Below are 23,530 nucleotides of genomic sequence, written 5' to 3'. Positions count from 1 at the left end.
TCAGATCCAACCAGCCCCACTGACGATGAGCAGCAGCCCGAAGAGCGCGAAGAGCGCGGCGGCGCCGTACTTGATGACCCGCTCCGGCAGCTTCCTGCCGAGCACGGCGCCCACGCCGATCGCGAGCGCGTCGGCCGCGACCATGCCGACCGTGGAGCCGAGCCAGGTGCCGAACCAGCCCTCCTGCGTGGCCAGGGTGATGGTGGCGAGCATCGTCTTGTCACCCAGCTCGGCGAGGAAGAAGAAGACGCCGACGACGAGGATCGCCCGGCCGGTCGCGCCCGCCGCCTTGCGCTCGTCGTCCTCGGTCAGCTCGTCGCCGCGCAGCGTCCACAGCGCGAAGCCGAGGAACGCGATGCCCGCGCAGACCTCGATCGTGCCCTGGTAGTCGCCGAACGCGTCGCCGATGGCGTACCCGATCCCGACCGACGCGAGGTGCACGATCGCGGTGGCGGCCGTCAGGCCGATGATCACGTCCCGGGCGCGGTAGCGGGTGGCGAAGGTCATCGCCATCAGCTGGCTCTTGTCGCCGAGCTCGGCCACGAAGATGACCGCGGTGCTCAACAAGAAGGCGTACATCTGGTTCCTCTCCGGCGCCCGGCCGGAGGCGCTCGAGCACCCCGACGCGGAACCCGTCGCGATGACGTGCCTTCGACCAGGCACGTCCATCTCTCATGGGTCGCGCATCTGGTCGAAAGTCTCGTCCGCCACCGGAGGTGGCCTGCTGCGCCGGGCCCGCAAACGTCACGGGCCAGTGTGTCGACACAGCCGTTGAGGACTACTCCCCTTCGATGTCGTCAGTCTAGGCGGGCGTCGTCCCGGCACCCAATCGGGGTGCGGGCCCCTCAGTCCGCGCCGGGCGCCAGCGCCGCCGCCAGCGACCGCAGCACGTCGGGAGCGACGCGGTAGTAGGCCCACCGGCCGCGCTGCTCCCGCGTCGCCAGTCCCGCCTCGACGAGCAGCCTCATGTGGTGCGACACGGTGGGCTGGCTGAGCCCGACCGGCTCGGTCAGGTCGCAGATGCACGCCTCGCCGCCGGGCGCGGCCGCGATCAGCGAGAGCAGCTTGACCCGGGTCGGGTCGCCGAGCGCCTTGAACATCCGCGCCAGCAGCTCGGCCGTGGCGTCGGAGACCAGGCCGCCGGTGACGGGCGCGCAGCAGGCGGCCAGGTCGCTGGGCTGGATCACCGGCAGGGAGGGGGCCATGGCGCCATTCTGCCTGATCCATTGACATCTGTCGATACGTCAGCCAGGCTGTCGCATCGAAGAACGTCGATGCAATAGGGTCCCGAGTGGAGGAGTACGTGATGAGTGAGCGTCCCGTCGTGGTGATCGGCGCCGGCCCGCAGGGCCTGGCCGCCGCCGCCCATCTGGTCGAGCGCGGCCTGGAGCCGCTGGTTCTGGAATCCGGCGCCGGCCCGGCGTCCGCCGTCGCGGAGTGGGGACACGTCCGGCTGTTCTCGGCGTGGCCGGAGCTGGTCGACGCCGCGGCGGCGCGGCTCCTCGAACCGACCGGCTGGTCGGCCCCGGCGGGGGGCTACCCGACCGGAGCCGAGTGGATCGCCGGCTACCTCGCGCCGCTGGCGGAGGCCCTCGGCGACCGGGTGCGGTACGACGCCCGCGTGACCGGGGTGTCGCGCAAGGGCCGCGACCGGCTGGTCGACGCCGAGCGGGCGGCGCAGCCGTTCACCGTCCACGTCGTCGACGCCGCGGGCACCGAGGCGCGCCTCGAGGCGCGCGCCGTGATCGACGCCTCCGGCAGCTGGCGCGGGCCGAACCCGGCCGGCGCGGACGGGCTGCCCGCCCTGGGCGAGCGGGCCGCCGCCGGCGCGATCGCCTACCAGGTCCCCGACCAGGCCCACCCCGAGCGCTACGCCGGACGCCACACCGTCGTGGTCGGGGCCGGCGACTCCGCCTTCAACGCGATCCACGAGCTGGTCCGGATCGCCGACCAGGCCCCCGGCACCCGGATCACCTGGGCCATCCGCCGCGTGGTCGGCGACGGCACCTTCGGCGGCGGCGCGGCCGATGAGCTGCCCGAGCGTGGTGCCCTCGGCCAGCGGGCGAGGCGGGCCGTCGAGTCAGGTGTGGTCGAGCTGGTGACCGGATTCCGCACCGCGGAGATCCGCCAGGAGGACGGGCGGGCGGTGCTGGTCGGCGAGGACGGCCGGGCGCTGCCCGCCGCCGACACCGTCGTGGTGCTGACCGGGTTCCGCCCCGACCTGTCCTTCCTCTCCGAGATGCGCCTCGACCTCGACCCGACCCTCGAGGCGCCCCGCCGGATCGCGGCCGAGGTCGACCCCAACCTCCACTCCTGCGGCTCGGTCCGCGCCACGGGTGCCGCGGATCTCGCCCAGCCGGAGCCGGACCTGTACCTCGTCGGCATGAAGTCCTACGGCCGGGCGCCGACCTTCCTCGCCCTGACCGGCTACGAGCAGGTGCGCAGCGTCGTCGCCGCCATCGCCGGAGACCACGAGGCCGCCGCGCGGGTCGAGCTCGTGCTGCCCGACACCGGGGTGTGCGGTGGCGCGGGCGTGTTCGACGACCCCGACGCGGCCGGCGGTGGCTGCTGCGGGCCCGCACCGGCGTCCGCCCCGGCCCTGGAGGTGTTCGAGATCGGCCGGTCCCCTGTCGACGCCTGACCTCCCCTCGCGGTCCCGCCGCGTGCTGGTCACGCTGTGCGTCACGGTCACCGTCGCGTACGGCGTCCTCTACTACGCCTTCACCGTGCTCGCCACGGGGATCGCGGCGGACACCGGGTGGTCGGGGACCGCCGTCACCGCGGCGTTCTCGGCGGGCAGCCTGTTCGGTGCCATCGCCGGCATCGCGGCGGGCCGCGCCCTGCAGCACCGCGGCCCTCGGGTGGTGATGACCGCGGGCAGCGTCGTGGGGGCGGCAGGCGTCGCGGTGGTCGCGACCGCACCGTCGCTGCCGGTCTTCGCCGTCGGCTGGCTGATCGCCGGCGCGGGGAGTGCCGGCACCTTCTACCCGCCGGCCTTCGCGGCCCTCACCCACTGGTACGGCGCCCGCCGGGTCCAGGCGATCACGACCCTCACCCTGGTGGCCGGGTTCTCCTCGACCGTCTTCGCGCCGTTGACCGCCGCCCTCGGCGACCGGACCGGGTGGCGGGCCACCTATCTGGTCCTCGGCGGGCTGTTGGCGCTCACGGCACCCGCCCACGCCGCCGCGCTGCGGCTGCCGTGGCATCCGGAGCCGGCCGCCGACGCGCGCCCGGCCCGGCCGATCTCGGACCGGAGCATCCTGGCCAGCCGCACCTTCGTGCTCCTGGCCGCGTCGGGAGCGCTGACGTCACTGGTCATGTACGCCTCGCTGGTGCACCTCGTCCCGCTCCTGCAGGACCGCGGCACGAGCGTCCAGCTCGCGGCGTGGGCGGTCGGCCTCAGCGGCGCCGGACAGGTCGTGGGCCGCCTGCTCTACCCGGCGCTGGATCGCCGGATGGCACCGAACCCCCGCGCCGCGGCGATCATCCTCGTCCTCTCCGTCACGGTGCTCGCGCTCGCGGTGGTCCCCGGCCCGGTGCCGCTGCTGATCGCGATCGCGGTCGTCGCCGGCGCCGCCCGCGGCCTCTTCACCCTCATCGGCGCCACCGTCGTGAGCGAGCACTGGGGGCCCGACCGGTACGCCGCCCTGAACGGCGTCTACAACGCGCCCCTGGGCGTGGCCGCCGCGCTCGCTCCGGCGGCCGGCGCCGCGGTCGCGGCCGGGACCGGCGGCAGCACCGGCCTGTTCGTCGTCCTCGGGTGTCTCGGCCTGGTGGCGGCCGCGCTGACGGCGGCGGCCGGCGCTGGGCCGGCCGTCAGGACGCCGGGCGCAGGAGCGGCACGAGTCGGTGGACCCGGGTCGCGAGCTCGTCGTGGGCGCGGTCGAACGCGGCCTTCGTCCCGGCCGTGACCGGGTCGGGGACCGACCAGTGCACCGGCGCGACGGAGCCGAGCTCCTCGTGCGCGCGGTCGCAGACGGTGACCAGCAGGTCGTCTCCCCGGGGCGCGTGGTCGAGGTCGCCGAGGTGCCGCGGCGTCACGTCAGGCAGGTCGAGACGATGGCGGCGCGCGGTGGCGCGAGCGCCCGGCGCGATCCGGTCGGCGGGGTGGGTGCCCGCCGACGCCACCGGGATCGCGCTGGCCCGGCGCCACAGCGCCGCTGCGAGCTGGGAGCGCGCGGTGTTGGCGGTGCACACGAACACCACCCGGCCCGGCATCGCGAGGGGCGGGCCGCTCAGTGAGGCGACGGCGTCCGGCAGGAGCCGCCAGTAGCTGCGACGCCGGTCGCCCTCCGAGCGGTGCCGCTCGATCACGCCGGCGAGCTCGAGGATCCCCAGGTGGTGGGCGAGCAGGTTGGACGGCGTACCGAGGCGGGTGGACAGCTCCGACGACGCGGCGTCCCCGACCGTGAGCAGGTCGACGACCTGCAATCGGGTCGGGTCGGCGAGCGCGGCGTACACCTCGACCCGACGGCCCACCTTCGCCATTTGCTCAGCGTTCATTGCCTCAATATTGACTGAGCAATCTCGCTCGGTCAAGATGTCCGGCGTGAGCCTCGCCGTCCCGCTGTCGCGCCGCCTCCTGGCCGAGTTCCTCGGCACCGCCCTCCTCGTTGCGGTCGTGGTCGGCTCCGGCATCGCGGCCGAGACGCTCTCGCCCGAGGACGTGGGCCTGCAGCTGCTCCAGAACTCCACGGCGACCGTCCTCGGCCTCGCCGTGCTGATCGTGTGGTTCGGGCCGGTGTCGGGGGCGCACTTCAACCCCGTCGTCTCCGTCGCCGACTGGTTCCTCGGTCGGCGCTCCGGGACCGGTCTGCGACCGCGCGAGGTCGCCGCGTACGCCGTCGCCCAGGTCGGTGGCGGCATCGCCGGCGCCGTGCTCGCCAATGTGATGTTCGAGGTCGACCAGCGCCTCTCGACCAAGGACCGGCTCGGCAGCGGGCACCTGGTCGCCGAGGTGGTCGCGACGGCGGGCCTGGTCGCGCTGATCTTCGCGCTGGTCCGGACGGGTCGTGGCGCCCTGGCCGCACCGGCCGTGGGTGCCTACATCGGCGCGGCCTACTGGTTCACCAGCTCCACCTCGTTCGCCAACCCCGCCGTGACGATCGGCCGGGTGTTCACCGACACCTTCGCCGGCATCGCGCCGGGGTCCGCTCCCGCCTTCGTCGGCATGCAGCTCCTCGGCCTGGTCGTCGGCGTCGCCCTGACCCTCGCGCTGCATCCGACTCCCACGCCGACCCCCACTCCGACCGTCGAGGAGAACCGATGACCACGCCCACCGTCCTGTTCGTCTGCGTCCACAACGCCGGCCGGTCCCAGATGGCCGCGGGCTGGCTCCAGCACCTGGCCGGCGACCGGATCGAGGTGCTCTCCGCCGGCTCGCAGCCGGCCGACCGGATCAACCCGGTCGCCGTCGCCGCGATGGCCGAGGAAGGCATCGACATCGCGACCGAGCAGCCCAAGGTGCTCACCGAGTCGGCCGTGCGGGAGGCCGATGTCGTGATCACGATGGGCTGCGGGGACGAGTGCCCGTTCTTCCCGGGCAAGCGCTACGAGGACTGGGTCCTCGACGACCCGGCCGGCCAGGGCATCGACGCCGTGCGGCCGATCCGCGACGAGATCCGCCGCCGCGTCGAGACCCTGGTCGCCGAACTGCTCTAGCCGTCTGGTGCTGATCGGCCGTATCGACCACGCTAGAACGCAACAGGCAGTCCTGTGGTCCCCCCGAATCGTGGCGATCTTCCTTATGCGCCGAGCCGGGGGGGTAGGTCCAGGGCGGCTCAGAGGTCAGGTGTTGTTGCGGATGTAGGCCGCGAAGCCGGGGATGGTGAAGCGGAGCTTCCCGCGCCCGGTCGGTTCGATGAAGCCTCGGTCGATGAACTGTTGCCGTGGTCGGCTCACTGCGGTGGTCGGCACACCGAGTTCGGCGGCGATCGCGGCGCGCTCCACTGGTCCATCCCCTACGGCTGCCATGGCTGTGAGGAACCGCTGCTGCTCAGGGGTTGCGCGGGCAAGACGGGTGCGGAACAGGCCTGTCATGCGGTCCTCGATCTCGTCTTCAGCCTGCCGGACGTGACCGATCGTGATCGTGGTCCCCGGACCCGGGCGAGCAATCCCCCAGGTGGCGTCGCCGATGAGCTGCACCTTGTGCGGGTAGCCGCCGGCCAGGTCGATCGCGGCCATGATCGCGTCGTCTGACCATGCGACCTGGTGATGCTCTGCGGGCAGCCGGATCGCTTCGGCAACGGCTACGTCGTTGAGGAGGCCAAGCTCGACGAACCGTGACCGCTCGCCGAATGTGGCTGCTTCGGTAACTGCCGGTGGGAGTGAGGGCAATCCGGCGGCGATGATCGCGACTGGGGTTGGGTCCGGTGCGCCGTCGAAGTGCTGTAGTCCGATGAGGAGGCTCTTGCGGTCCCCCAGCTGTGCTTCCTGGAACTCGTCGACGAACACGACGAGCCCCTTTGCGTCGTGGTTGTGGGCGAACCGTCCAGCGTGCTCGAGCAGCTCGTCGAGCACGGCGGTGCCCGTCGTGGTCTTGTCGTCGGATGTCAGGGTGGCGCCGACCTTGACGCCCGGGATCCCGAGCTCGACCTGTACCTGGTCCAGGCGGTGCAGCAGCGCTTTGGATCGTTCACCGAAGGAGCGCTCCTTGAGGGCGGCGCTCAGTGCCTGGACGAGATCGGGTGACATCGGGCGGTCATCGCGGCCGGTGACCCACACGGTGAGGAATCCGTCGGCGATGGCGTCGCGCTGGGCCATGCGCAGCAGGGATGTCTTTCCCAGTCCCCGAGGTGCGTGGAAGGCGAGCAGCGGTCCGCCTGATCGGCCGAGCATGCTCAGTCGGGAGACCCTGTCGCGGATCAGCTCGCGTTCACGGCCGCGGCCGGCCAGGTACTCGGGCAACGAGCCAGGTGCGTACGGACTCGGTTCCATCGAGACCACCTTCACCGCATAGATCGGTATAGATCACCGAGAAGTATACGCATCTATACGGCGATAGGGGTATGGAGCAGGCGTAACGGTTCCCTCGGGCGCCGACGTCGGGCCGCCCCGCCGTGGCCTTGGTTGAGGATCTCAGTGTTAAGAGGTTCCGCCAGTTGAGAAGATCTCGTCCGCCACGCCTCAAGTTGACGGCATCGGGTCTAGCCGGGGGTGCTCCACCGCGGCGCGTGGTCCTTGTCGACCAGCACCGCGCGGACGCCCTCGACGAAGTCGTCGCTCGCGATCATCGCGCGGGCCGCCTCCAGCTCGGCGCGCAGGCACTCCTCCAGCGAGCGGCCGCGGCCCTCGACGAGCAGGCGGTCGGTCACCGCCAGGCTGGACGGCGACGCGGCGTCGAGCGCCGCGCGCGTGTCGCGCGCCCAGCCGGCCGCCGGGCCGCCGTCGCCGACGAGCCGGGCCAGACGACTCCGGATGCCCGCGAGGTCGGGGGCGCTGAACACCCATTCCAGCTCGGGCCGCACCGGCGCCAGCGCTCCGGCCTCCCCCGGCTCGTCGGGGGCGAGCTCGCGCAGCAGCTGCTCGAGCGGACCGTCGTAGGACGCGATCAGGTCGGGCAGCCGCGCCAGGTCGGCGGCCGAGCAGGCATGGGTGGCGAGGCCCAGCGCGAGCGCGTCGGCGGCGCCGATCCGGGCACCGGTCAGGCCGAGGTAGCGGCCGGTGTGGCCGGGCAGCCGGGGCAGGAAGTGGGAGCCGCCGACGTCGGGGAAGAAGCCGATCTTGGTCTCCGGCATCGCGAACGACGCCTCCGGCGAGACCACGACGAAGGTGCCGTGCACGCTGAGGCCCATCCCGCCGCCCAGGCAGATCCCGCCGACCAGCGCCACGACCGGCACCGGGTAGCTGCCGAGCAGCGCGTTGACGGCGTACTCCGTCTCGAAGAACCGCAGGCTCTCGTCGTGGCGTCCGGCGAGGGAGTTCTCGCGGACCTGACGGATGTCGCCGCCGGCGGAGAACGCCCGCTCCGAGGCGCTCTCGACGATCACGGCGCGCAGGCCGGCGTCGCGCCACTCGTCCAGTGCGGTCCGGATCCGCTCGACCATGCCGAGGGTGATCGCGTTGAGGGCGCGGGGGCGGTCGAGCACGATCCGCCCCACCGGCCCGAGCCGTTCGATGCGTACGTCGTCGCCCGGGTCCACCACGGACCGCAGTCTCCCAGAGGCCGCGCCCGGCCTCGCCCGAGGGCGGCTGGGTACCGTTCACGGCGACACGCGATGACCAGCCGAGCCCGAGGAGACACCCCGTGGACGACCTGTTCGAGATCGACCAGACCCAGCGCCTGCGTCGCGAGGAGGCCGCCGCCCGGCTCCGTGCGCTGGCCGACTCGCTGGAGCGGCACAACAGCGTCACCTTCGAGCGCGAGGGTCGCCGGATCACGGTCGACGTCCCGGACGAGGTCGAGCTCACGGTCGAGGTCGAGATCGGCGAGGAGAGCGAGCTGGAGATCGAGCTCCGCTGGTGAGCCGGCCCCGTGCGAGGCTGACCCCCGTGGACGGCGAGCAGCTGGCGGGGTGGCTCGAGGGGCTCGGGCTGGCCGACCAGCTCGGCGCGGCGGGGCTGCCGAGCTTCGAGCGCGACCTCGGCGGCGTCGCCCGCTGGCGCGACCCGGGGACCGGTGCCCCGCTCACCGACGACCAGCTCGCCGACCTGGACCGGGTGCTCCACCAGGACGGCGACGACCCGGCCCACGCCGTGCCCCTCGCGCTGGTGCAGCTGCGCCGCCGGGCCGAGGTCCGCGCCGGGCTCCTCGCGTCACCGACCCACACCTACGCGAGCCTCGCCGAGGTGCGCGGGGTGTCGGAGAACGCCGCCCGGTTCGCGGTCCACAAGGCGGCCGAGCGGGGCGCGCTGCTCGTCGTACCGCATGACGGAGGCGTGCTCGTGCCGGCCTTCCAGCTCGACGAGGACGGCGAGCTGCGACCTGAGCTGGCGGCGGTCCTGGAGCCGCTGCTCGCCTCGACGATGGATCCGTGGCAGGTGTGGACCTGGCTCACCCAGCCCGCCGGGCTGCTCGGCGGGCTGGTTCCCCACGAGGCCGTGCGGGACGCCGACGAGGCGCCGATCGTGCGGCACGCCGCCGTCCGGCTGGCCGAGCGCGCGACGCGCTGACCCCCCGGCCGGTCTGGTGGCCCGGCCGGGCTAGTGCCCGGCCAGCCGGCCGGTGAGCCGGCCGTGGAACTCCGCGCTGACCTCGTCGAGGCCGTGGATCTCGACCGCGACGCCCCGACGCTGGTACTTGGTCGTGACCGCGTCCAGCGCGGCCACCGTCGAGGCGTCCCACACGTGCGAGGCGGACAGGTCGATGACGACACGGTCCGGGTCCTCGGCGTACGCGAACTGCGCGTAGAGGTCGTTGCTGGAGGCGAAGAACAGCTCGCCGGTGACCCGGTAGTACGCGACCACGCTGCCGTCCTCGGCGGTGACCAGCTCGCGCTCGACCCGGGCGAGGTGGGCGACCCGGCGGGCGAAGAGCACCATCGCGACGAGGACGCCGACGACCACGCCGATCGCCAGGTTGTGGCTGACGACCGTGACCACGACGGTCGCGAGCATGACCGTCGTCTCGGAGCGCGGCATCCGGCGCAGCATCCGCAGCGAGTGCCAGTCGAAGGTGCCGACGGAGACCATCACCATCACCGCGACGAGCGCGGCCATCGGGATCAGCGCGACGACGTCACCGAAGCCGACGACCAGCACCAGCAGGAAGACACCGGCGAGGAAGGTCGAGATCCGGGTGCGGGCCCCGGAGACCTTCACGTTGATCATCGTCTGGCCGATCATGGCGCAGCCGCCCATGCCGCCGAAGAACCCGGTGATCACGTTGGCGGCGCCCTGGCCCATCGCCTCGCGGGTCTTGTCGGAGTGGGTGTCGGTGATGTCGTCGACGAGCTTCGCGGTCAGCAGCGACTCGAGCAGGCCGACGAGCGCCATCGCGAGGGCGTACGGCGCGATCGTCTGCAGGGTGTCGAGCGTGAACGGGACGTCCGGCACGAACCAGGCCGGCAGGCTGTCGGGCAGCGCCCCCTCGTCCCCGACGTCCGGTACGTCGACGCCCGCCGCGAGCACGAACCCGGTCAGGGCGACAATCGCCACCAGGGGAGCCGGCAGCACCGCGTTGATCCGCGGGAACCCGACGATGACGGCGATCCCGACCGCGGTCAGGGGATAGACGGCCCACGGCACGTCGATCAGGTGGTCGAGCTGCGCCTGGAAGATCAAGATGGCCAGCGCGTTGACGAAGCCCACCATGACCGAGCGTGGGATGAACCGCATCAGCCGCGCGATCCCGGCGACGGCCAGGATGACCTGGATCAGGCCGCCGAGCAGCACGGTCGCGATGAGGTGGTCGTAGCCGTGGTCGCGCATGACCGGGGCGATCACCAGCGCGACCGCCCCGGTGGCCGCCGAGATCATCGCCGGGCGGCCGCCGAGGAAGGAGATCGCCACGGCCATGGTGAACGACGCGAACAGCCCGACCCGCGGGTCGACCCCGGCGATGATCGAGAACGAGATCGCCTCGGGGATCAGCGCCAGTGCGACGACCAGGCCGGCGAGGACCTCCGTGCGCAGCAGCCGCGGCGACCGCAGCGCGGACCGGACGGAGATGGAGTCGCTCACGGTCACTGGACCCTACCCTCACGTAACGTGAGAGTTGGCATCGCCAGCGCGTACGGCAGGATCGGCCCATGATGCAGATCGGTGAGGTCGCCGCCCGCACCGAGCTGTCCCTGCGCAGCCTGCGCCACTGGGACGAGGTCGGCCTGCTGCGCCCCTCCGGCCGGTCGGACGGCGGGTTCCGGCTCTACACCGAGGACGACGTCGAGAAGATCCTGGTGATCCGGCGGATGAAGCCGCTGGGCTTCACCCTCGACCAGATGAGCGCCGCCATGCGCGACCTCGAGACGCTGCGCGACCCGGCCGCGCGGCAGCGCCATGCTGCCGCCCGGGCGCGGCTGGGCGCGGTCCTCGCCGAGGCCACCGAACGTCGCGCCCGACTGGTCGTCCAGCTGGGGATGGCCGACGAGTTCCTCGACCAGCTCGGCGCCCAGCTCGGCTCTCGCTGAGCTACGCCAGCCCACCCTCGGGCTGCAGGTGGGTGGTGATCCCCGCCATGTTCCAGGTGTTGATGGTGCCGACCGCCACGATCAGGTCGGCCCGCCGCTCCTCGCCGAGCAGTCGGCCGGCCTCGGCCCACAGGTCGTCGTCAATCGCGCCGATGCCGCCGGTCAGCCGCTCGGTGAAGGCGAGGGCGACCCGCTCGGTCTCGTCGAAGAACGGGCTCTCCTGCCAGGCGGCGACGCCGTGCAGCTTGCGGCTCGGCGTACCACGCCGCTCCAGGTCGGTGGCGTGCATGTCGACGCAGTACGCACAGCCGTTGAGCTGCGAGGCGCGCAGCTTGACCAGGTCGTAGAGCACCGGGCCGAGGGACTTCTTCATCCGGGTGTCGAGCGCGAGCAGCGCCTGGAAGGTCTCCGGGGACGCATCGCGGATCGGGGATCGGGTCATGGCTCTTTCCTCTCTGTCTTGGATACTTGATATCCAGTTTTGGGGTGAGCGGCCGGGCCCGGCAGGCCCGGCCGCCGGATCAGGCGCGGGCGAAGTGCCGCCGCACGTCGGTCGCGACCCGGCGCGGCGTGGCGGTGGCGAGGTCGAGCACGGAGGTCGCGGCCAGCTCCCGGCGCCACGCGAGCTCGGCGCCGCGCATGGCGTGGGCGATGCCGCAGGGCTTGGCGAACTCCCGGGCGGGCCGGCCCTCGTTCATCCCACGTTGCCGGATCTCGGTGCACGCGAACGCGTCGTCGGGTCCCTCGATCGCCGCGACCACGTCCATCAGGGTGATCCGGTCAGCGGGTCGGGCCAGCCGCACCCCGCCGTTCTTGCCGGGCACCGACTCCGTGATCCCGGCCCGGGTGAGGGCCTGGACCTGCTTGACGAGGTACGGCGCCGGCAGGTCGTAGACCTCCGCCAGCCGGGCCACGGGGACCGGCGCGGGGACGCGCTGCTCCTCGTGGAGCCAGTGCAGCACCACGCAGACGTGGGCGGCCCACTCGACGCCCTCGTTCATCCGCACGACCGCTCTCCTCTTCTTAACTGGATAGAGGCTATCCAGGTAAGAGAGACCGCGCAAGATCGCTCAGGCCGACCGCGGCGCGTACATGATGATCGCGACGCCCACGAGGCACACCAGCGCGCCGGCGACGTCGTACCGGTCCGGCCGGAAGCCGTCGAGCGCCATCCCCCACAGCAGCGAGCCCGCGACGAACACCCCGCCGTACGCCGCCAGGATCCGCCCGAAGTGCGCGTCCGGCTGGAGGGTCGCGACGAAGCCGTAGAGGCCGAGGGCGATCACGCCCGCACCGATCCAGAGCCAGCCGCGGTGCTCGCGGACGCCCTGCCAGACCAGCCAGGCGCCGCCGATCTCAGCGACGGCCGCCAGCACGAACAGCGGGATCGAGCGCACCAGGTCCATGTGCCCGATCCTCCCAGGCACCCGGCCCGCGGGCCGGGCCCCGCTCAGAAGTACCCGTGGGGACGCTCGGCGGTGTCGCCGGGCCGGTGGCCGTCCTGCCAGTCGGTGATGGTGCTCCGGGCGTCGAGATCGACGTCCGGGTTGGCCCGGATGAACTCGTGGACGACCCGCTCGGGGTCGACCCGCTCGCGGTTCACGATCAACCGCCCGTACGCGACCAGCTCGCGCACCGTGAAGGTCCGGAAGGAGTCGCCGTCCGGTGCCTGGGTCGCCGATCCGAAGTGCGCTCCGTAGCCCTGTGCCCGAGTCATGGGTCCACGGTACCCGTGGGCGCCGGACGGCCCGCACCCGAGCACGGTGCGACGGCTCACCAGGACGATGCCGGATCGGGGGCTTGACCTTGACGCAGCGTCAACCCCGCACCCTTCTTCTGGGGCCCCGGCCTCCTTCGCGACAGGGTCGCGATGCCCGCGACGAAGGGAAGCGCAGTCATGGAACGACCAGCCACGGAACGGCAGGGAGCGGCGGCCATCCACGTCGCCGGCGTCGAGAAGTCCTTCGGCGACCTGCAGGTCCTGCGCGGCGTCGATCTCGACGTCGCGCCGGGCAGCATCGCCGCCCTGCTCGGCTCCAACGGGGCCGGCAAGACGACACTGATCCGGATCCTCGCGACCCTGACCAGGGCCGACGCCGGGACCGCCACCGTGCAGGGCTTCGACGTCGCCACCCAGCCGGCCGAGGTGCGCGAGTCCTTCAGCCTGACCGGGCAGTTCGCCGCGGTCGACGAGATCCTGACCGGGCGCGAGAACCTCGTCCTGGTCGCGCGACTGCGCCACCTGCCCGATCCCGGGGCGGTGGCCGACGACCTGCTCGCCCGCTTCTCGCTCACCGACGCGGGCGGGCGGCGGACGGCGACGTACTCGGGCGGCATGCGGCGGCGCCTCGACATCGCGATGAGCCTGATCGGCGACCCGCCGGTGATCTTCCTGGACGAGCCGACGACGGGCCTCGACCCGCAGGGGCGGATCGAGGTGTGGCAGGCCGTCCGGGACCTCGCCGCGAGCGGCACCACGGTGCTGCTCACCACGCAGTACCTCGACGAGGCCGAGGAGCTGGCCGACCGGATCGCGATCCTCCACGAGGGCCGGATCATCGTCGACGGGACCCTCGCCGAGCTCAAGCAGCTGCTCCCGCCCGCCAAGGTCGAGTACGTCGAGAAGCAGCCGACGCTCGAGGAGGTCTTCCTCGCGCTGGTCGGCGCCACCCCCACCGACGCCACCGACGGCACCGACGCCACCACCGACACCGCCGCCGGCGCGGAGAAGTGAGGACCCGACCATGAGCACCCACCTCGTGAGCGACACCCGCACGCTGCTGGGCCGGTCGCTGCGCCACATCCTGCGCAGCCCGGACACCATCATCACCACCGCGATCACACCGATCGCGATGATGCTGCTCTTCGTCTACGTCTTCGGCGCCGCGATCGAGACCGGCGACGGCGAGTACGTGAACTACCTGCTGCCCGGCATCCTCCTGATGACGATCGCCTCCGGCATCGCCTACACGTCCTACCGGCTCTTCCTGGACCTGAAGGGCGGCATCTTCGAGCGGTTCCTGTCGATGCCGATCGCCCGGTCCGCGGCCCTGTGGGGCCATGTCCTGACCTCGCTCGTGGCGAACCTGATGTCGGTCGTCCTGGTGGTCCTGGTCGCGGTGCTGATGGGCTTCCGGTCCGGTGCCGGGGTGCTCGCCTGGCTCGCGGTCGCCGGGATCCTGGTCCTGTTCACGCTGGCCCTGACCTGGCTGGCCGTCATCGCCGGGCTGGCCGCCAAGTCACCCGACGGCGCGGGCGGCTTCGCCTACCCGATCATCTTCCTGCCCTTCGTCAGCTCGGCGTTCGTACCGACCGACGGGATGCCGGGACCGGTGCGCTGGTTCGCCGAGAACCAGCCCGTCACCTCGATCGTCGACACGCTGCGCAGCCTGTTCGCCGAGCAGCCGGTCGGCGACGACGGCTGGCTCGCGCTGGCCTGGTGCACCGGTCTGCTCGTGATCGCCTACGGACTTGCGACGAGGGTCTATCGCCGCCGGTTCGCGTGAGGGCAGGCTGGAGTCGTGCTCACGATCGGACAGCTGGCGTCGTACGCGGGGGTGACCATCCGCGCGGTGCGGCACTACCACCAGGTGGGGCTGCTCCCGGAGCCGGAGCGCGACCGCTCCGGCTACCGGTCCTACGACGCCGGTGCCGTGGTCCGGCTGATCCGGATCCGGACGCTGGCCGACGCCGGGGTGCCGCTGGCCCGGGTGCAGGAGCTGCTCGCCGCCGACCCGGCGACGTTCAGCGTCGCGATCGACGAGATCGACCGGCGGCTGCGCGCGGAGATCCGCGAGCTGCGGGAGCACCGGCGGCGGATCGCGCAGCTCGAGTCCGGCGACTCCCTGGCGGTGCCGGACGAGGTGGCGGACTACCTCGACCGGGTGCGGAGCATCGGCGCGCCCGACATGCTGCTCGAGGGCGAGCGGGACGCCTGGATCCTGATCGCGGCCCGCTACCCCGACCAGATCCCCGCGTTCATGGCCGACAAGCGGGCCCAGCTGGAGGACGAGCGGAACGTCCGGTTCTACCAGCTGATCGGCGAGCTGGTCCGCGGCGACGGCGCCGACCACGAGCGGCTCGTGCACGAGATGGCGGACCTGCTCGTGGAGCTCTTCGAGGAGGCGGCCGCGACCGGCCAGCTCGCTCAGCAGGACGAGTTCATGGACGACTCCGCCTTCATCCGCCTGCTGGACTCGATGGCGAACGAGCACCCTCCCGTCCGGCGACTGCGCGAGCTCCTCGCCGAGCGCGGGTGGGCGGGGTGGACCCGCATCGAACGACTCGAGACGTGAGCGATGATTCCGCCACGCCGTACCGGTCGACCCTGCATGGCGGTCCTCGATGACGTCCGGTCGCTCGGCGACGAGCTGGAGCGGTCGTACCCCGTCTATGTCCGCGACCGGCTCAAGTTCCGGGTCGGGCAGATCGTGTACGTCGCGTTCTCCCGCGACGAGACCGTGATGGGCTTCGCGTTCCCCAAGGAGGAGCGGGCCGCACTCGTCGCCGGCGCGCCGGAGCGGTTCCGGCTCCCCGGGGAGTCCGACCTCCGGTTCAACTGGGTCGACGCCGAGCTGGCCGCCCTGGAGCCGGCCGAGGCGCGCGAGCTCGTCGTCGACGCGTGGCGGATGGTCGTGCCGCTCAAGGTGTCCCGCGCCTGGGACCTCACCCACCCCGACGGCCCGGGCTGAGTCCCGTGCCCCGGGCCGGCTCAGTGGATGATGACCGGGGCACCCGTGGTGCCCGGTCCGGCCTCGTCCTGGTCGTCGAGGAGATGGGACTCCTCGCGCCGGCGCGGCAGGAACGCGACCGGGATCAGGGTCAGGACCAGCGCCACCGTCGCCACCCCGTAGGCCGACGAGAACGAGTCGGCGAGGTCGTTCAGCGCCAGGCCCTGGGCCGCATCGCCGAGGCGCTGCATCGTCTCCGTGGCCCAGGCGGGCGGCTGGATGCCCAGCCGCTCGGCGTCGGCCAGGGATCGGACCGCCTTGAGCGCCTCGGACGCGTTCTGCTGGTTGGTCAGCACCACCGACATGACGGCCACGCCGACCGACGCCGCGACCTGCTGGATGACGTTGATCAGCGTGGTGCCGCGGGCGACATGGTGGGACTGGAGCGTCTTCAGCGCGGAGGTGAAGACCGGCATCATCGTGCCGCCCATGCCCAGGCCCATGATGAACAGGAAGGTGATGAGCTGCCAGTACGGCGTGTCGGGATCGGTGCTGAACGCGAGACCCGCGACGCCGACGATGATGCCGATGAAGCCGAACGGCACGACCCGGCCGACCGGGTACTTGTCGGCGAGGGTTCCCGCCAGGGGCATGGTGAGCATCGCGCCCAGTCCCTGGGGCGCCACCAGCAGCCCGGCGTGCAGGACGTCCTCGCCCCGGACCTGCTGGAAGTAGGTCGGCACCAGAAGCATCGCGCCGAAGAAGGAGCCGGCGAAGAAGAACATGACCAGGGTGGCGACGGTCAGGTTGCGGTCCCGGAACAGCCGCAGGTCGAGCAGCGGGTGCTCGGGCCGGAACGACCAGACCACGAAGCCGACGATGAGGGCCAGCCCGACCAGCCCGGGGACGAGGACCTTCGCCGCCGCGACCGTCCCCTCCTCGGGGATCGTCGAGACGCCGTACAGGAACAGCGCCAGACCGGGCGACATGAGGGCCATCCCGACGAAGTCGAACCTCTCCCCCGGCTGCGGCGCGTCCTTGGGCAGCGCGTAGAGGGAGTAGACGATCGCCGCGATGCCGAGCGGCAGGTTGATGATGAAGATCCAGTGCCAGGAGACGGAGTCGATGATCCAGCCGCCGAGGATGGGGCCGAGGATCGGGCCCAGCAGCATCGGGATGCCCATGATCGCCATCAGCCGGCCGAGCCGGTGCGGGCCGGCGATCCGGGTCAGGATCATCATGCCCAGGGGCATCAGCATGCCGCCGCCCAGACCCTGCACCACCCGGAAGGCGATGAGCGCCTCGATGTTCCAGGCGAGCGCGCACAGGACCGAGCCGAGGGTGAACAGCACCAGGGCCATCAGGTAGAGGCGCTTGGTGCCGAAGCGGTCCGCCGCCCAGCCGGTGACCGGGATGATGGCCGCCAGCGCGAGGGTGTACCCGGTGATGGTCCAGGCCACGGTCGAGTAGGCGTCGACCTCGAACTCGGTCAGGAACGTCGGCAGCGCGACATTGACCACCGTGGTGTCGAGGATCGCCATGATCGACCCGAGGACGACGACGGCCGCGACCTTGAGGATGTCGGGCGTGATCCTGTTGTCCTCGTCACCGAGGCCGGGAGCCGGCCCTCGCGGCGTACTGGCGGTACTGGTCATCGAGTCTCCTCTGTTCCGTCCTGGGTCGGTGTCACGGCGTCAGTGCGCGACCGGCTGCGGGGCGCCGCTCGGCGCGAGCAGGTCGTCGCTGGCGAGCAGGCGGTGCAGCACCGTGTTGAACGCGCCGACCTCGTCGTCGGGCAGCCGGCTGATGAAGGTGCGCAGCGCCGCCCTTCGTGGCTCCTGGTGACGGTCGACCATGTCGCGGCCCTTCGCGGTGATGGACACCAGCCGCACCCGGCGGTCCTCACGACTCTCCCGGCGCTCCAGCAGCCCGAGCCGGACCAGCCGGTGGATGTTGCGGCAGGCCGCGGGCGCGGACAGGTCCAGCCGGTCCGCGATCTGGTTCACGGGCAGGGCCGTGTCGGCCATGGTCAGCATCAGCAGCGTGCGCACCTGGGTCAGCGAGAGGTCGCGGTCGGCCAGATAGCTGAGCCCCTCGCGCTCCGCGAGCGTCCACAAGGACTGCAGGAACTGCTCCAACCCCTCGAACAACTCATCGCGCTCGGCCACGGGCCGACACGCTACCTAATTCGTTGCGCGCTCGCAATCATTCCTGTAGGACAGTGTTTGCGGTGGCGAACGGTAAGGACAGGAGGGCGCACGGCCGATGACACTTCGTGACCTCGCGGCGGGAGGCATGGACGGACCGGACGCCGCCTCGACCGTTCGCTCGGCCGCGGTCGCCCGGCCCAGGACCCCCGGCCGGTGGACCATCACGCTGCTCGAAGCCGGGGCACTGCTGGTGCTCGCCGTGGCCTACACGCTCATCCGCGCCGCGCAGGGCGAGGACGTCGCCGGCGCCCTCACCCACTCGCGGGCGATCGCGGACCTCGAGCACTGGCTGATCCAGCACCTGGAGCGTCCCGCCAACAGCTGGCTGGCCTCGGTGCCGGCCATCGCCGTACCGGCCTGCTACTTCTACGCCGTCTTCCACTACGCTGCCACGCCGCTGGTCCTCTACCGCTCCTGGCGCCTCGGCGGCTGGGTCCACCAGCGCGGCTACTGGACCCTGATCATCGCCTCGGCGATCGCGCTGGTGATCTACGCCCGCTTCCCCGTCGCCCCGCCCCGGCTGCTCCCCGACCTGGGGATGGTCGACGTGATGCGCGCGTACGCCGACTACGGCTGGTGGGGCGACGCCGCGTCCGCGCCGCGCGGCATCGGGGACGCGACCAACCAGTACGCCGCCATGCCCTCGCTCCACTTCGGCTGGTCGCTGTGGTGCGCCATCCAGATGTGGAGCTTCCCCGGCACGTGGTGGCGGGTCGCCGCCGTCGTCTACCCGACCGTCCAGGTCCTCGTGGTGATCGCCACGGCCAACCACTACCTCCTCGACGTGGTCGCGGGGGGACTGTGCGTCCTCGTGGCGATGGGCCTCGTGGTCGGGTTTCGCCGCCTGCGCAGCCGGCGCGCGCAGGCCTAGGGAGGAGACAAGGAGCCGAGTCCGGCAGCACGATCAGCGCGGGTGCTCCCCGGTCCGTCACTGAATGGTCGCCCAAGGACTAGTTCGGCAGCACCGTCGTGACCTCGATCGGACCGCTGACGGCCTTCAGGCAGCCGAACGGGTCGCTGACAGCTGCGGCGTCAGTCGTCGACAGGGTGACGTACCCGCCCGCGCCTCGGACAACGCTGCCGAAGTCGAAGGTCCCGGCGTTGGGGAACTCAACGCCTGTGTCGTCGGGAGTGATCCGCGACCCGTGTGGCGCGAGCAGCAACCGCCCCTCGATGGTGACGCAGCCGTCCGCATTGACCTCGAGACGCCCTTCGACCAGGGCGTGGGGTGTGATGTCCGACGGCGGAGCCACCAGCAGACCGACGGACGGAACCGATGGTGCAGGCGAGTCGGGTCCGTTGGCTGGCGGAGGCTCGTCGGGAGCGGTGCTCGCAAGGAGAGCGACAGTGGCACACAGCAACGCGACCGACGCGGCCGCTGCGATCGCGATCCAGCGGCCACGTCGACGGCCGCCAGATGTAGGCCCGTCAGCGAGGTCCCCAGCGGGGACGGCCCCCTGATAGGGAGGGGTCGACTGAGCCACCTTCTGATACAAGCTCCGCAGTTCGCCTTCGAGTTCCTGATCTGTCGGGATCACTTGACCGTCTCCTTGTCCATGTCGTCGTGGCTGCGGCGGAGGGCTGCGAGCGCGCGTGACGCCGTGGCCCGCACCGTGACCGCGCGGACGCCGAGGATGTCCGCGATGTCCTCGTCGGCCAGATCCTCGAAGTAGCGCAGCGCCAGAACCGCTCGCTGGCGGACCGGCAGCTCCTGGACCTGTCGCCACAGCGTGTCGTGGAGCAGAACGTTGTCCAGGTCCTGCGCCGCACGTTCATCGACGCGCTCGGCGGATGCTCCACCGTCAGGGCGCTCGCGTTGACTGCGGCGGTGGCGGTCGGTGCATTCGGAGATGACGACCCGGCGGGCGTAGGCGCGAGGATGATCGATGTCCGACCAGTGCCGCATCATCTTCAGCAACGCGGACTGGGTGACGTCCTCAGCGATCTGCGGATTGCCGACGATGGTGTGCGCGAGAGCCTTCATGGTGTCGGCGTACGTCGCGACGAATTCCTCGAAGTCGGAGCGCTGTGGACTCACCCTCATGCTCCTTAGACGGCCAACGGGCCCAGATTGTTGCGTTGACCGTCGATCCCGAGCGGCTGATCGATTCACTCGACAACGTGAGGTCGGCATCGAGATCGCGCAGACGAGCTGCCCGCCAGTCGAACCAGCGCCTTTGGCCAGTCGTCCCCACGATCAACTCATCCAGGGGCGGACCTCGTCGAAGAGCTCATTGAGCATCGTCTCCGGCCCCTGGTCTTGACGCCCAGGACCCGGTTCACCCAACCGGGTCAGCCGTCTTGAGCGTGCAGCTGCTCCAGGTGCGGGCCGAGGAGCTCGACGAGCTGACGATGAGTGGCCTGGTCAGCGGCGGCGATGAGGCCCCGACCGGTGTGAACGGGGTCGCCGGCGAAGTCTGTGACGACGCAGCCGGCCGCCTGGCAGATCGCGATCCCGGCGGCGAAGTGCACGCTGCCCTCCAGGTGTCCGTCGGTGACGTAGGCCGCCCGGCGTCCAGCTGCGACCCAAGCGACGGCGAGGGTGCTCGACAGCACACGTGGGGCGAAGACGTCACGGAAGCCTTGGTCGGCGATCAGTTGTGCGCCGACGAACAAGGCGTCGCGTTTGCCGTCGCAGTTCACGTCGACGATCAGGGAGCGCGGAGATGGTTCCAGCGGCCGATCCGTGTCGCCGTACCGCACCCAGGCGCCCGAGCCGTCGGTCCAGAAGAATTCCTCCGCGATCGGATCTGCGGAGACGGCGGCCGTGACGCCAACCGGCGTGTCGAGCGCGACGTTGACCGCCGCAAGCGGCGTCGCGGCAGCGAAGTTGAGGGTCCCGCACAAGGGGTCGACAAGCCACCGCCGCCCGCTATGGCCACCCGTCGTCCCGGTCTCCTCTCCCACGAACCCATCGCTGGGTCGTGCGGCCGAGATGACGCGGTGGATCTCCTCCTCGGCGGCGAGATCGGCCTCGGTCACGAAGTCGGTTGGCGACTTCGCGAGCGGCGCCAGATCCGTTCCGTACCGGCTCCTGACCGCGGCGGCACCGGCTACGGCTGCTGCCAACGCGACCTCGGCATCGGTGTGGTCGCTTGGCATCGTCGGATTGCTCCTCATCCGTGGGCGGTCCATCCAGCTCAGGAGGAGGGGCGCCAGGTCTGGCGGGGCGCGAAGCCCGTGCGGCGTAGCCAGTGTTCCGTGTAGAGGATCCGGTGAGGGGTGATCACCGTCAGCGGGTCGTTGGGCGGCTCGCTCAGTGGCCGCCCTCGTTCGACATGATCCGACTGCCAGCGGAACGCCTCCCAGTAGTCAACGCTCGCCGGGTTGCCCCGTTCCAAGGTGCGCGCGGTTCCGAACAGCTGCGCGCCCCGGCTGCTCGCCTGGCCGACGAGCGGCGTGAAAATCCCGGCTGAGACCCTGGCGTCACGCTGGAGGTTGCGTGACTTCACGGAGGCGTTCCAGCTCGTGAAGAAGATCTCGAACCCGAGGCTGTAGAAACGCACTGGCGTGGCGGCCGGCGAGCCATCACTGTTGATGGTCGCGATCACCGCCATGTTCTGGATGGAGAACAGGTTGAGGATGCGCTCCTCGAGAGCCTCTTGAGGCAGCACCGCTTCCGGCGATGGTCCAGCGAGCCAGGGGTTGGTCAGCGGCATACCCGATTCTCTCAGCACCTCGAACACGAATACGGTGCGGCGCACACGTGCCGACGTTCGGGGTTTGAGGCGCGGCCGCCGGCCGCTCCCGGTCAAGTCCCGCGTAGTGGTGTAGCGCTGCGTTCTCCTCGATGAGGTGTCAGGCGGTCAGCGCGGGCAGGTCATCAGCTCCGATTTCGGGTTCGGTGGTGGGCACGATGTTCATCTGCGAGCGGCCCAAGACGTCGAGTCCGAGATAGCGGCGGCCAGTTGAGTCCCCGATAGTGGTGTAGCCACTATCGGGGACTCAACTGAGGAAGCGTGCTCAGGCCGTGTCGCCGCTGGGGAGGATGGCGCAGCGGGTGGGCCGGGTGAACGGGTCCCGCTGGTCCCGCACGATCCGGACTGCTGTACCCGGCTCGAGCGGGCCCAGCTCCTCGGGCAGTCGTCGACACTCGCTCACCAGGAGCAGGCGATCCGCCGTGCGGACGGTGACCTCCGTGGGCCACCAGTCGCCATCGGGCTCACCGGTGACGCGCAGCGAGACCACGTCGGCGTCCTCCAGCACGCTGCCACCCCTGACGGGTTCGCGGAGGCGGACCAGGGCGACCGGGTCCACGCAACGCTCGAGCCGGACCAGGTGCTTCATGGTCGGGAACCTGCGGATGCCGATCAGGGTTCCCGGCCTCGCGGACCAGCCATCACCCGCACGGAACCGGTGATCGCCGTGGACCAGCTCGGACGTCGCCGATCCCAAGGGGCGGGCGATCACGCGGACCCGGTGCTGATCGTCCGCGCCGGCATTGCCCCAGTCGGCGATCTCGACCCCGACCACGACGGCCACCTCCAGGTCCGTCCCGGGTCGCGGTCGCTCCGCGTCGTCGTCGGAGACGACGAGCACGGCGCCGACCAGGCTCGTCGCCGTCGCGGCGCCGAACAGCACCCACGACCAGTGCGCGTCGGTCAGCAGCAGGATCGCGACGGTCGCCACGACGGTGAGGACCTCGAGGGGCAGTGCGACGCGGATGCGCCGGCGGACCCGCTGCAGCTGCCGCGCGTTGACCGCCTTCATGAATGCATCGGGCTCGCCGGTGTCTCGCGGGATGCTCATCAGAACCACATGGGCCACAACGCCCAGCGCCCATCCCGACCCGACCGCCGCACGGTCAGCTCGGTCACGACCACGTCACCGGAGTGGCGTACGGCGGCGATCTCCTCGGGCCTCAGGAAGCCCCGGACACTCAGCGCGGAACCGGTGCGCATGAAGGTGACCACGACCTCCACCTGACCGGCGCGAACCGTGCCGGTCGGCCGGATCCTCGAGATCGGGAACCGCTCGGGGCGGGGATCGCGCAGCAGCTCCTCGGCACCATCGTCGAGCAGACCGAGCGCACGACGGTGCCCCAACATCACCCGGGCGACGGCGACCGCATCCAGGTGCCAGGCCGGACGCCAGGTGTTGCCGCGCAGGTCCGAGAAGCCCGGTGGCTCCGGATAGACCGGCAAGAAGGTGCCCGGGCGCAGGTTGACGGCGTCATTCGCATCCAGCCGAATCGTCGTCCGCTCCCCGTCTGGAAGCCGGAGACGCAACGCCGTCGGGACGGTCCCGGTCTCGTCCGCGCCGCTGCCATCGGGCAGCTCGACGAGCTCGGCCACCACCGGATCGACGGCACAGACGCGGTCGTCGGGATAGGGCCCGCCGGCGAGCCAGTCGTGCACCGCCATCGGGCCCCTCGCCCAGCGCGAGACCACGGCGTCGAAGTAGCTTGCGGGATCGTGCGGTGCGGGCGGACCTGCCTTCAACTCACGCCACGCCGCGATCTCGAAGCCCCAGACCATCAGGCAGACCAGCGCCGCGACGACGAACAGGATGACGGCGACGATCTGGTCCGCGTCCATCGTTGTCCTCGCTCCCGGCTCCCTCGCTCTTCCGTACGACGGGAGTT

30 protein-coding genes are annotated in these 23,530 nt (G+C 71.4%); 12 read left to right on the top strand and 18 right to left on the bottom strand.

The features are described from left to right. Positions 1 to 579, bottom strand: a complete 579-nt coding sequence (locus KVF89_RS23635) for a TMEM165/GDT1 family protein (protein ID WP_257429078.1) — start codon at positions 577 to 579, stop codon at positions 1 to 3. 266 nt (positions 580 to 845) lie between these two features. Further along, the gene (locus tag KVF89_RS23630) at positions 846 to 1,205 is read right to left on the bottom strand and encodes an ArsR/SmtB family transcription factor (RefSeq protein WP_257429077.1); all 360 of its coding nucleotides are present in this window, start codon (positions 1,203 to 1,205) and stop codon (positions 846 to 848) included. Between the two features lie 101 nt (positions 1,206 to 1,306). Between KVF89_RS23630 and KVF89_RS23625 the strand changes: the two genes are divergently transcribed. Continuing rightward, positions 1,307 to 2,641 (top strand): NAD(P)-binding domain-containing protein, encoded by a 1,335-nt coding sequence (locus KVF89_RS23625; RefSeq protein ID WP_257429076.1) that lies wholly within the window; start codon positions 1,307 to 1,309, stop codon positions 2,639 to 2,641. A gap of 22 nt (positions 2,642 to 2,663) precedes the next feature. Continuing rightward, positions 2,664 to 3,911, top strand: coding sequence for an MFS transporter (locus KVF89_RS23620; RefSeq protein ID WP_257429075.1), 1,248 nt, complete (start codon positions 2,664 to 2,666; stop codon positions 3,909 to 3,911). Here KVF89_RS23620 and KVF89_RS23615 read toward each other — a convergent pair. Continuing rightward, positions 3,817 to 4,503, bottom strand: a complete 687-nt coding sequence (locus tag KVF89_RS23615; protein ID WP_257429074.1) for an arsenate reductase/protein-tyrosine-phosphatase family protein — start codon at positions 4,501 to 4,503, stop codon at positions 3,817 to 3,819. The genes KVF89_RS23620 and KVF89_RS23615 overlap by 95 nt on opposite strands. Before the next feature lie 37 nt (positions 4,504 to 4,540). Between KVF89_RS23615 and KVF89_RS23610 the strand changes: the two genes are divergently transcribed. Next, positions 4,541 to 5,269 carry an aquaporin gene (locus tag KVF89_RS23610; RefSeq protein WP_257429073.1) on the top strand — a complete coding sequence of 243 codons (729 nt, stop codon included), beginning with the start codon at positions 4,541 to 4,543 and terminating at the stop codon, positions 5,267 to 5,269. Further along, on the top strand, positions 5,266 to 5,661 hold the full coding sequence (locus tag KVF89_RS23605) for an arsenate reductase ArsC (protein WP_257429072.1): 396 nt from the start codon (positions 5,266 to 5,268) through the stop codon (positions 5,659 to 5,661). Before KVF89_RS23610 ends, KVF89_RS23605 begins: the two co-directional genes overlap by 4 nt. Positions 5,662 to 5,787: 126 nt before the next feature. On the opposite strand, the gene KVF89_RS23600 is transcribed toward KVF89_RS23605, so the two are convergent. Continuing rightward, positions 5,788 to 6,936, bottom strand: coding sequence for an ATP-binding protein (locus KVF89_RS23600; RefSeq protein WP_257429071.1), 1,149 nt, complete (start codon positions 6,934 to 6,936; stop codon positions 5,788 to 5,790). 209 nt (positions 6,937 to 7,145) lie between these two features. Beyond that, entirely contained in the window at positions 7,146 to 8,144 is a 999-nt protein-coding gene (locus KVF89_RS23595) for an enoyl-CoA hydratase/isomerase family protein (protein ID WP_257429070.1), read from the bottom strand. Between the two features lie 101 nt (positions 8,145 to 8,245). Here KVF89_RS23595 and KVF89_RS23590 point away from each other — a divergent pair, with 101 nt between their 5' ends. Both KVF89_RS23590 and KVF89_RS23585 read left to right on the top strand, forming a co-directional pair. After that, positions 8,246 to 8,464: an amphi-Trp domain-containing protein gene (locus KVF89_RS23590; RefSeq protein WP_257429069.1), complete on the top strand. Its 219-nt coding sequence runs from the start codon at positions 8,246 to 8,248 to the stop codon at positions 8,462 to 8,464. Between the two features lie 26 nt (positions 8,465 to 8,490). Beyond that, positions 8,491 to 9,111: a hypothetical protein gene (locus KVF89_RS23585; RefSeq protein ID WP_257429068.1), complete on the top strand. Its 621-nt coding sequence runs from the start codon at positions 8,491 to 8,493 to the stop codon at positions 9,109 to 9,111. Positions 9,112 to 9,141: 30 nt separating this feature from the next. On the opposite strand, the gene KVF89_RS23580 is transcribed toward KVF89_RS23585, so the two are convergent. Further along, positions 9,142 to 10,620 carry a SulP family inorganic anion transporter gene (locus tag KVF89_RS23580; RefSeq protein WP_257429067.1) on the bottom strand — a complete coding sequence of 493 codons (1,479 nt, stop codon included), beginning with the start codon at positions 10,618 to 10,620 and terminating at the stop codon, positions 9,142 to 9,144. A 68-nt stretch (positions 10,621 to 10,688) separates the two neighbouring features. Between KVF89_RS23580 and KVF89_RS23575 the strand changes: the two genes are divergently transcribed. Further along, complete coding sequence (locus tag KVF89_RS23575; RefSeq protein WP_257429066.1) at positions 10,689 to 11,066, top strand: MerR family transcriptional regulator; 378 nt, start codon at positions 10,689 to 10,691, stop codon at positions 11,064 to 11,066. Between the two features lies 1 nt (position 11,067). Here KVF89_RS23575 and KVF89_RS23570 read toward each other — a convergent pair whose 3' ends face one another. The 4 genes from KVF89_RS23570 to KVF89_RS23555 form a co-directional block, all read right to left on the bottom strand. Continuing rightward, a complete protein-coding gene (locus tag KVF89_RS23570; protein ID WP_257429065.1) occupies positions 11,068 to 11,508 on the bottom strand; it encodes a carboxymuconolactone decarboxylase family protein in 441 nt (146 codons plus the stop codon). 79 nt (positions 11,509 to 11,587) lie between these two features. Then, a complete protein-coding gene (locus KVF89_RS23565; protein WP_257429188.1) occupies positions 11,588 to 12,067 on the bottom strand; it encodes an RrF2 family transcriptional regulator in 480 nt (159 codons plus the stop codon). Positions 12,068 to 12,136: 69 nt separating this feature from the next. Beyond that, positions 12,137 to 12,472 carry a YnfA family protein gene (locus tag KVF89_RS23560; protein ID WP_257429064.1) on the bottom strand — a complete coding sequence of 112 codons (336 nt, stop codon included), beginning with the start codon at positions 12,470 to 12,472 and terminating at the stop codon, positions 12,137 to 12,139. A 44-nt stretch (positions 12,473 to 12,516) separates the two neighbouring features. Further along, complete coding sequence (locus KVF89_RS23555) at positions 12,517 to 12,783, bottom strand: hypothetical protein (protein ID WP_257429063.1); 267 nt, start codon at positions 12,781 to 12,783, stop codon at positions 12,517 to 12,519. Between the two features lie 180 nt (positions 12,784 to 12,963). Between KVF89_RS23555 and KVF89_RS23550 the strand changes: the two genes are divergently transcribed. Genes KVF89_RS23550 through KVF89_RS23535 form a run of 4 tightly spaced genes read left to right on the top strand, consistent with a single transcriptional unit; the run spans position 12,964 to position 15,757 of the window. After that, positions 12,964 to 13,800, top strand: coding sequence for an ABC transporter ATP-binding protein (locus KVF89_RS23550; RefSeq protein WP_257429062.1), 837 nt, complete (start codon positions 12,964 to 12,966; stop codon positions 13,798 to 13,800). 10 nt (positions 13,801 to 13,810) lie between these two features. Continuing rightward, positions 13,811 to 14,572 carry an ABC transporter permease gene (locus tag KVF89_RS23545; protein ID WP_257429061.1) on the top strand — a complete coding sequence of 254 codons (762 nt, stop codon included), beginning with the start codon at positions 13,811 to 13,813 and terminating at the stop codon, positions 14,570 to 14,572. Positions 14,573 to 14,587: 15 nt separating this feature from the next. Then, positions 14,588 to 15,361, top strand: coding sequence for a MerR family transcriptional regulator (locus KVF89_RS23540; RefSeq protein WP_257429060.1), 774 nt, complete (start codon positions 14,588 to 14,590; stop codon positions 15,359 to 15,361). A 36-nt stretch (positions 15,362 to 15,397) separates the two neighbouring features. Further along, positions 15,398 to 15,757, top strand: coding sequence for an MmcQ/YjbR family DNA-binding protein (locus tag KVF89_RS23535; RefSeq protein WP_257429059.1), 360 nt, complete (start codon positions 15,398 to 15,400; stop codon positions 15,755 to 15,757). A 20-nt stretch (positions 15,758 to 15,777) separates the two neighbouring features. Here KVF89_RS23535 and KVF89_RS23530 read toward each other — a convergent pair whose 3' ends face one another. Together KVF89_RS23530 and KVF89_RS23525 are read right to left on the bottom strand one after the other, a co-directional pair. Next, positions 15,778 to 17,391 carry a DHA2 family efflux MFS transporter permease subunit gene (locus tag KVF89_RS23530; protein ID WP_257429058.1) on the bottom strand — a complete coding sequence of 538 codons (1,614 nt, stop codon included), beginning with the start codon at positions 17,389 to 17,391 and terminating at the stop codon, positions 15,778 to 15,780. 39 nt (positions 17,392 to 17,430) lie between these two features. Then, positions 17,431 to 17,904: a MarR family winged helix-turn-helix transcriptional regulator gene (locus tag KVF89_RS23525; protein WP_257429056.1), complete on the bottom strand. Its 474-nt coding sequence runs from the start codon at positions 17,902 to 17,904 to the stop codon at positions 17,431 to 17,433. Positions 17,905 to 18,001: 97 nt separating this feature from the next. Between KVF89_RS23525 and KVF89_RS23520 the strand changes: the two genes are divergently transcribed. Then, positions 18,002 to 18,817 (top strand): phosphatase PAP2 family protein, encoded by an 816-nt coding sequence (locus KVF89_RS23520; protein WP_257429054.1) that lies wholly within the window; start codon positions 18,002 to 18,004, stop codon positions 18,815 to 18,817. A gap of 79 nt (positions 18,818 to 18,896) precedes the next feature. On the opposite strand, the gene KVF89_RS23515 is transcribed toward KVF89_RS23520, so the two are convergent. The 6 genes from KVF89_RS23515 to KVF89_RS23490 all read right to left on the bottom strand — a co-directional run bounded on the left by KVF89_RS23515 (position 18,897) and on the right by KVF89_RS23490 (position 23,483). Beyond that, entirely contained in the window at positions 18,897 to 19,199 is a 303-nt protein-coding gene (locus KVF89_RS23515; protein WP_257429052.1) for a hypothetical protein, read from the bottom strand. Positions 19,200 to 19,480: 281 nt separating this feature from the next. Then, positions 19,481 to 19,984 carry a sigma-70 family RNA polymerase sigma factor gene (locus KVF89_RS23510; protein ID WP_257429051.1) on the bottom strand — a complete coding sequence of 168 codons (504 nt, stop codon included), beginning with the start codon at positions 19,982 to 19,984 and terminating at the stop codon, positions 19,481 to 19,483. 254 nt (positions 19,985 to 20,238) lie between these two features. Further along, positions 20,239 to 21,081 carry an inositol monophosphatase family protein gene (locus KVF89_RS23505; protein WP_257429050.1) on the bottom strand — a complete coding sequence of 281 codons (843 nt, stop codon included), beginning with the start codon at positions 21,079 to 21,081 and terminating at the stop codon, positions 20,239 to 20,241. A 5-nt stretch (positions 21,082 to 21,086) separates the two neighbouring features. Next, the gene (locus KVF89_RS23500) at positions 21,087 to 21,650 is read right to left on the bottom strand and encodes a pyridoxamine 5'-phosphate oxidase family protein (RefSeq protein ID WP_257429048.1); all 564 of its coding nucleotides are present in this window, start codon (positions 21,648 to 21,650) and stop codon (positions 21,087 to 21,089) included. Between the two features lie 259 nt (positions 21,651 to 21,909). Further along, on the bottom strand, positions 21,910 to 22,695 hold the full coding sequence (locus KVF89_RS23495) for a hypothetical protein (RefSeq protein WP_257429046.1): 786 nt from the start codon (positions 22,693 to 22,695) through the stop codon (positions 21,910 to 21,912). Next, positions 22,695 to 23,483, bottom strand: coding sequence for a hypothetical protein (locus KVF89_RS23490; protein ID WP_257429044.1), 789 nt, complete (start codon positions 23,481 to 23,483; stop codon positions 22,695 to 22,697). Before KVF89_RS23490 ends, KVF89_RS23495 begins: the two co-directional genes overlap by 1 nt. Positions 23,484 to 23,530: the final 47 nt, after the last annotated feature.

Source organism: Nocardioides carbamazepini, assembly GCF_024614185.1.
Lineage (GTDB): Bacteria > Actinomycetota > Actinomycetes > Propionibacteriales > Nocardioidaceae > Nocardioides > Nocardioides carbamazepini.
This window is presented reverse-complemented; position numbering and strand designations above follow the sequence as displayed.

Bases quoted from the DNA above. Each gene is read 5' to 3' on its own strand.
- KVF89_RS23570 (WP_257429065.1), bottom strand. From the start codon at position 11,508: ATGACCCGATCCCCGATCCGCGATGCGTCCCCGGAGACCTTCCAGGCG.
- KVF89_RS23545 (WP_257429061.1), top strand. From the start codon at position 13,811: ATGAGCACCCACCTCGTGAGCGACACCCGCACGCTGCTGGGCCGGTCG.
- KVF89_RS23535 (WP_257429059.1), top strand. From the start codon at position 15,398: ATGGCGGTCCTCGATGACGTCCGGTCGCTCGGCGACGAGCTGGAGCGG.
- KVF89_RS23635 (WP_257429078.1), bottom strand. From the start codon at position 579: ATGTACGCCTTCTTGTTGAGCACCGCGGTCATCTTCGTGGCCGAGCTC.
- KVF89_RS23490 (WP_257429044.1), bottom strand. From the start codon at position 23,483: ATGGACGCGGACCAGATCGTCGCCGTCATCCTGTTCGTCGTCGCGGCG.
- KVF89_RS23550 (WP_257429062.1), top strand. From the start codon at position 12,964: ATGGAACGACCAGCCACGGAACGGCAGGGAGCGGCGGCCATCCACGTC.
- KVF89_RS23520 (WP_257429054.1), top strand. From the start codon at position 18,002: ATGACACTTCGTGACCTCGCGGCGGGAGGCATGGACGGACCGGACGCC.
- KVF89_RS23605 (WP_257429072.1), top strand. From the start codon at position 5,266: ATGACCACGCCCACCGTCCTGTTCGTCTGCGTCCACAACGCCGGCCGG.
- KVF89_RS23555 (WP_257429063.1), bottom strand. From the start codon at position 12,783: ATGACTCGGGCACAGGGCTACGGAGCGCACTTCGGATCGGCGACCCAG.
- KVF89_RS23530 (WP_257429058.1), bottom strand. From the start codon at position 17,391: ATGACCAGTACCGCCAGTACGCCGCGAGGGCCGGCTCCCGGCCTCGGT.
- KVF89_RS23495 (WP_257429046.1), bottom strand. From the start codon at position 22,695: ATGAGCATCCCGCGAGACACCGGCGAGCCCGATGCATTCATGAAGGCG.
- KVF89_RS23560 (WP_257429064.1), bottom strand. From the start codon at position 12,472: ATGGACCTGGTGCGCTCGATCCCGCTGTTCGTGCTGGCGGCCGTCGCT.
- KVF89_RS23630 (WP_257429077.1), bottom strand. From the start codon at position 1,205: ATGGCCCCCTCCCTGCCGGTGATCCAGCCCAGCGACCTGGCCGCCTGC.
- KVF89_RS23505 (WP_257429050.1), bottom strand. From the start codon at position 21,081: ATGGACCGCCCACGGATGAGGAGCAATCCGACGATGCCAAGCGACCAC.
- KVF89_RS23600 (WP_257429071.1), bottom strand. From the start codon at position 6,936: ATGGAACCGAGTCCGTACGCACCTGGCTCGTTGCCCGAGTACCTGGCC.
- KVF89_RS23610 (WP_257429073.1), top strand. From the start codon at position 4,541: ATGTCCGGCGTGAGCCTCGCCGTCCCGCTGTCGCGCCGCCTCCTGGCC.
- KVF89_RS23565 (WP_257429188.1), bottom strand. From the start codon at position 12,067: ATGAACGAGGGCGTCGAGTGGGCCGCCCACGTCTGCGTGGTGCTGCAC.
- KVF89_RS23575 (WP_257429066.1), top strand. From the start codon at position 10,689: ATGATGCAGATCGGTGAGGTCGCCGCCCGCACCGAGCTGTCCCTGCGC.
- KVF89_RS23625 (WP_257429076.1), top strand. From the start codon at position 1,307: ATGAGTGAGCGTCCCGTCGTGGTGATCGGCGCCGGCCCGCAGGGCCTG.
- KVF89_RS23615 (WP_257429074.1), bottom strand. From the start codon at position 4,503: ATGAACGCTGAGCAAATGGCGAAGGTGGGCCGTCGGGTCGAGGTGTAC.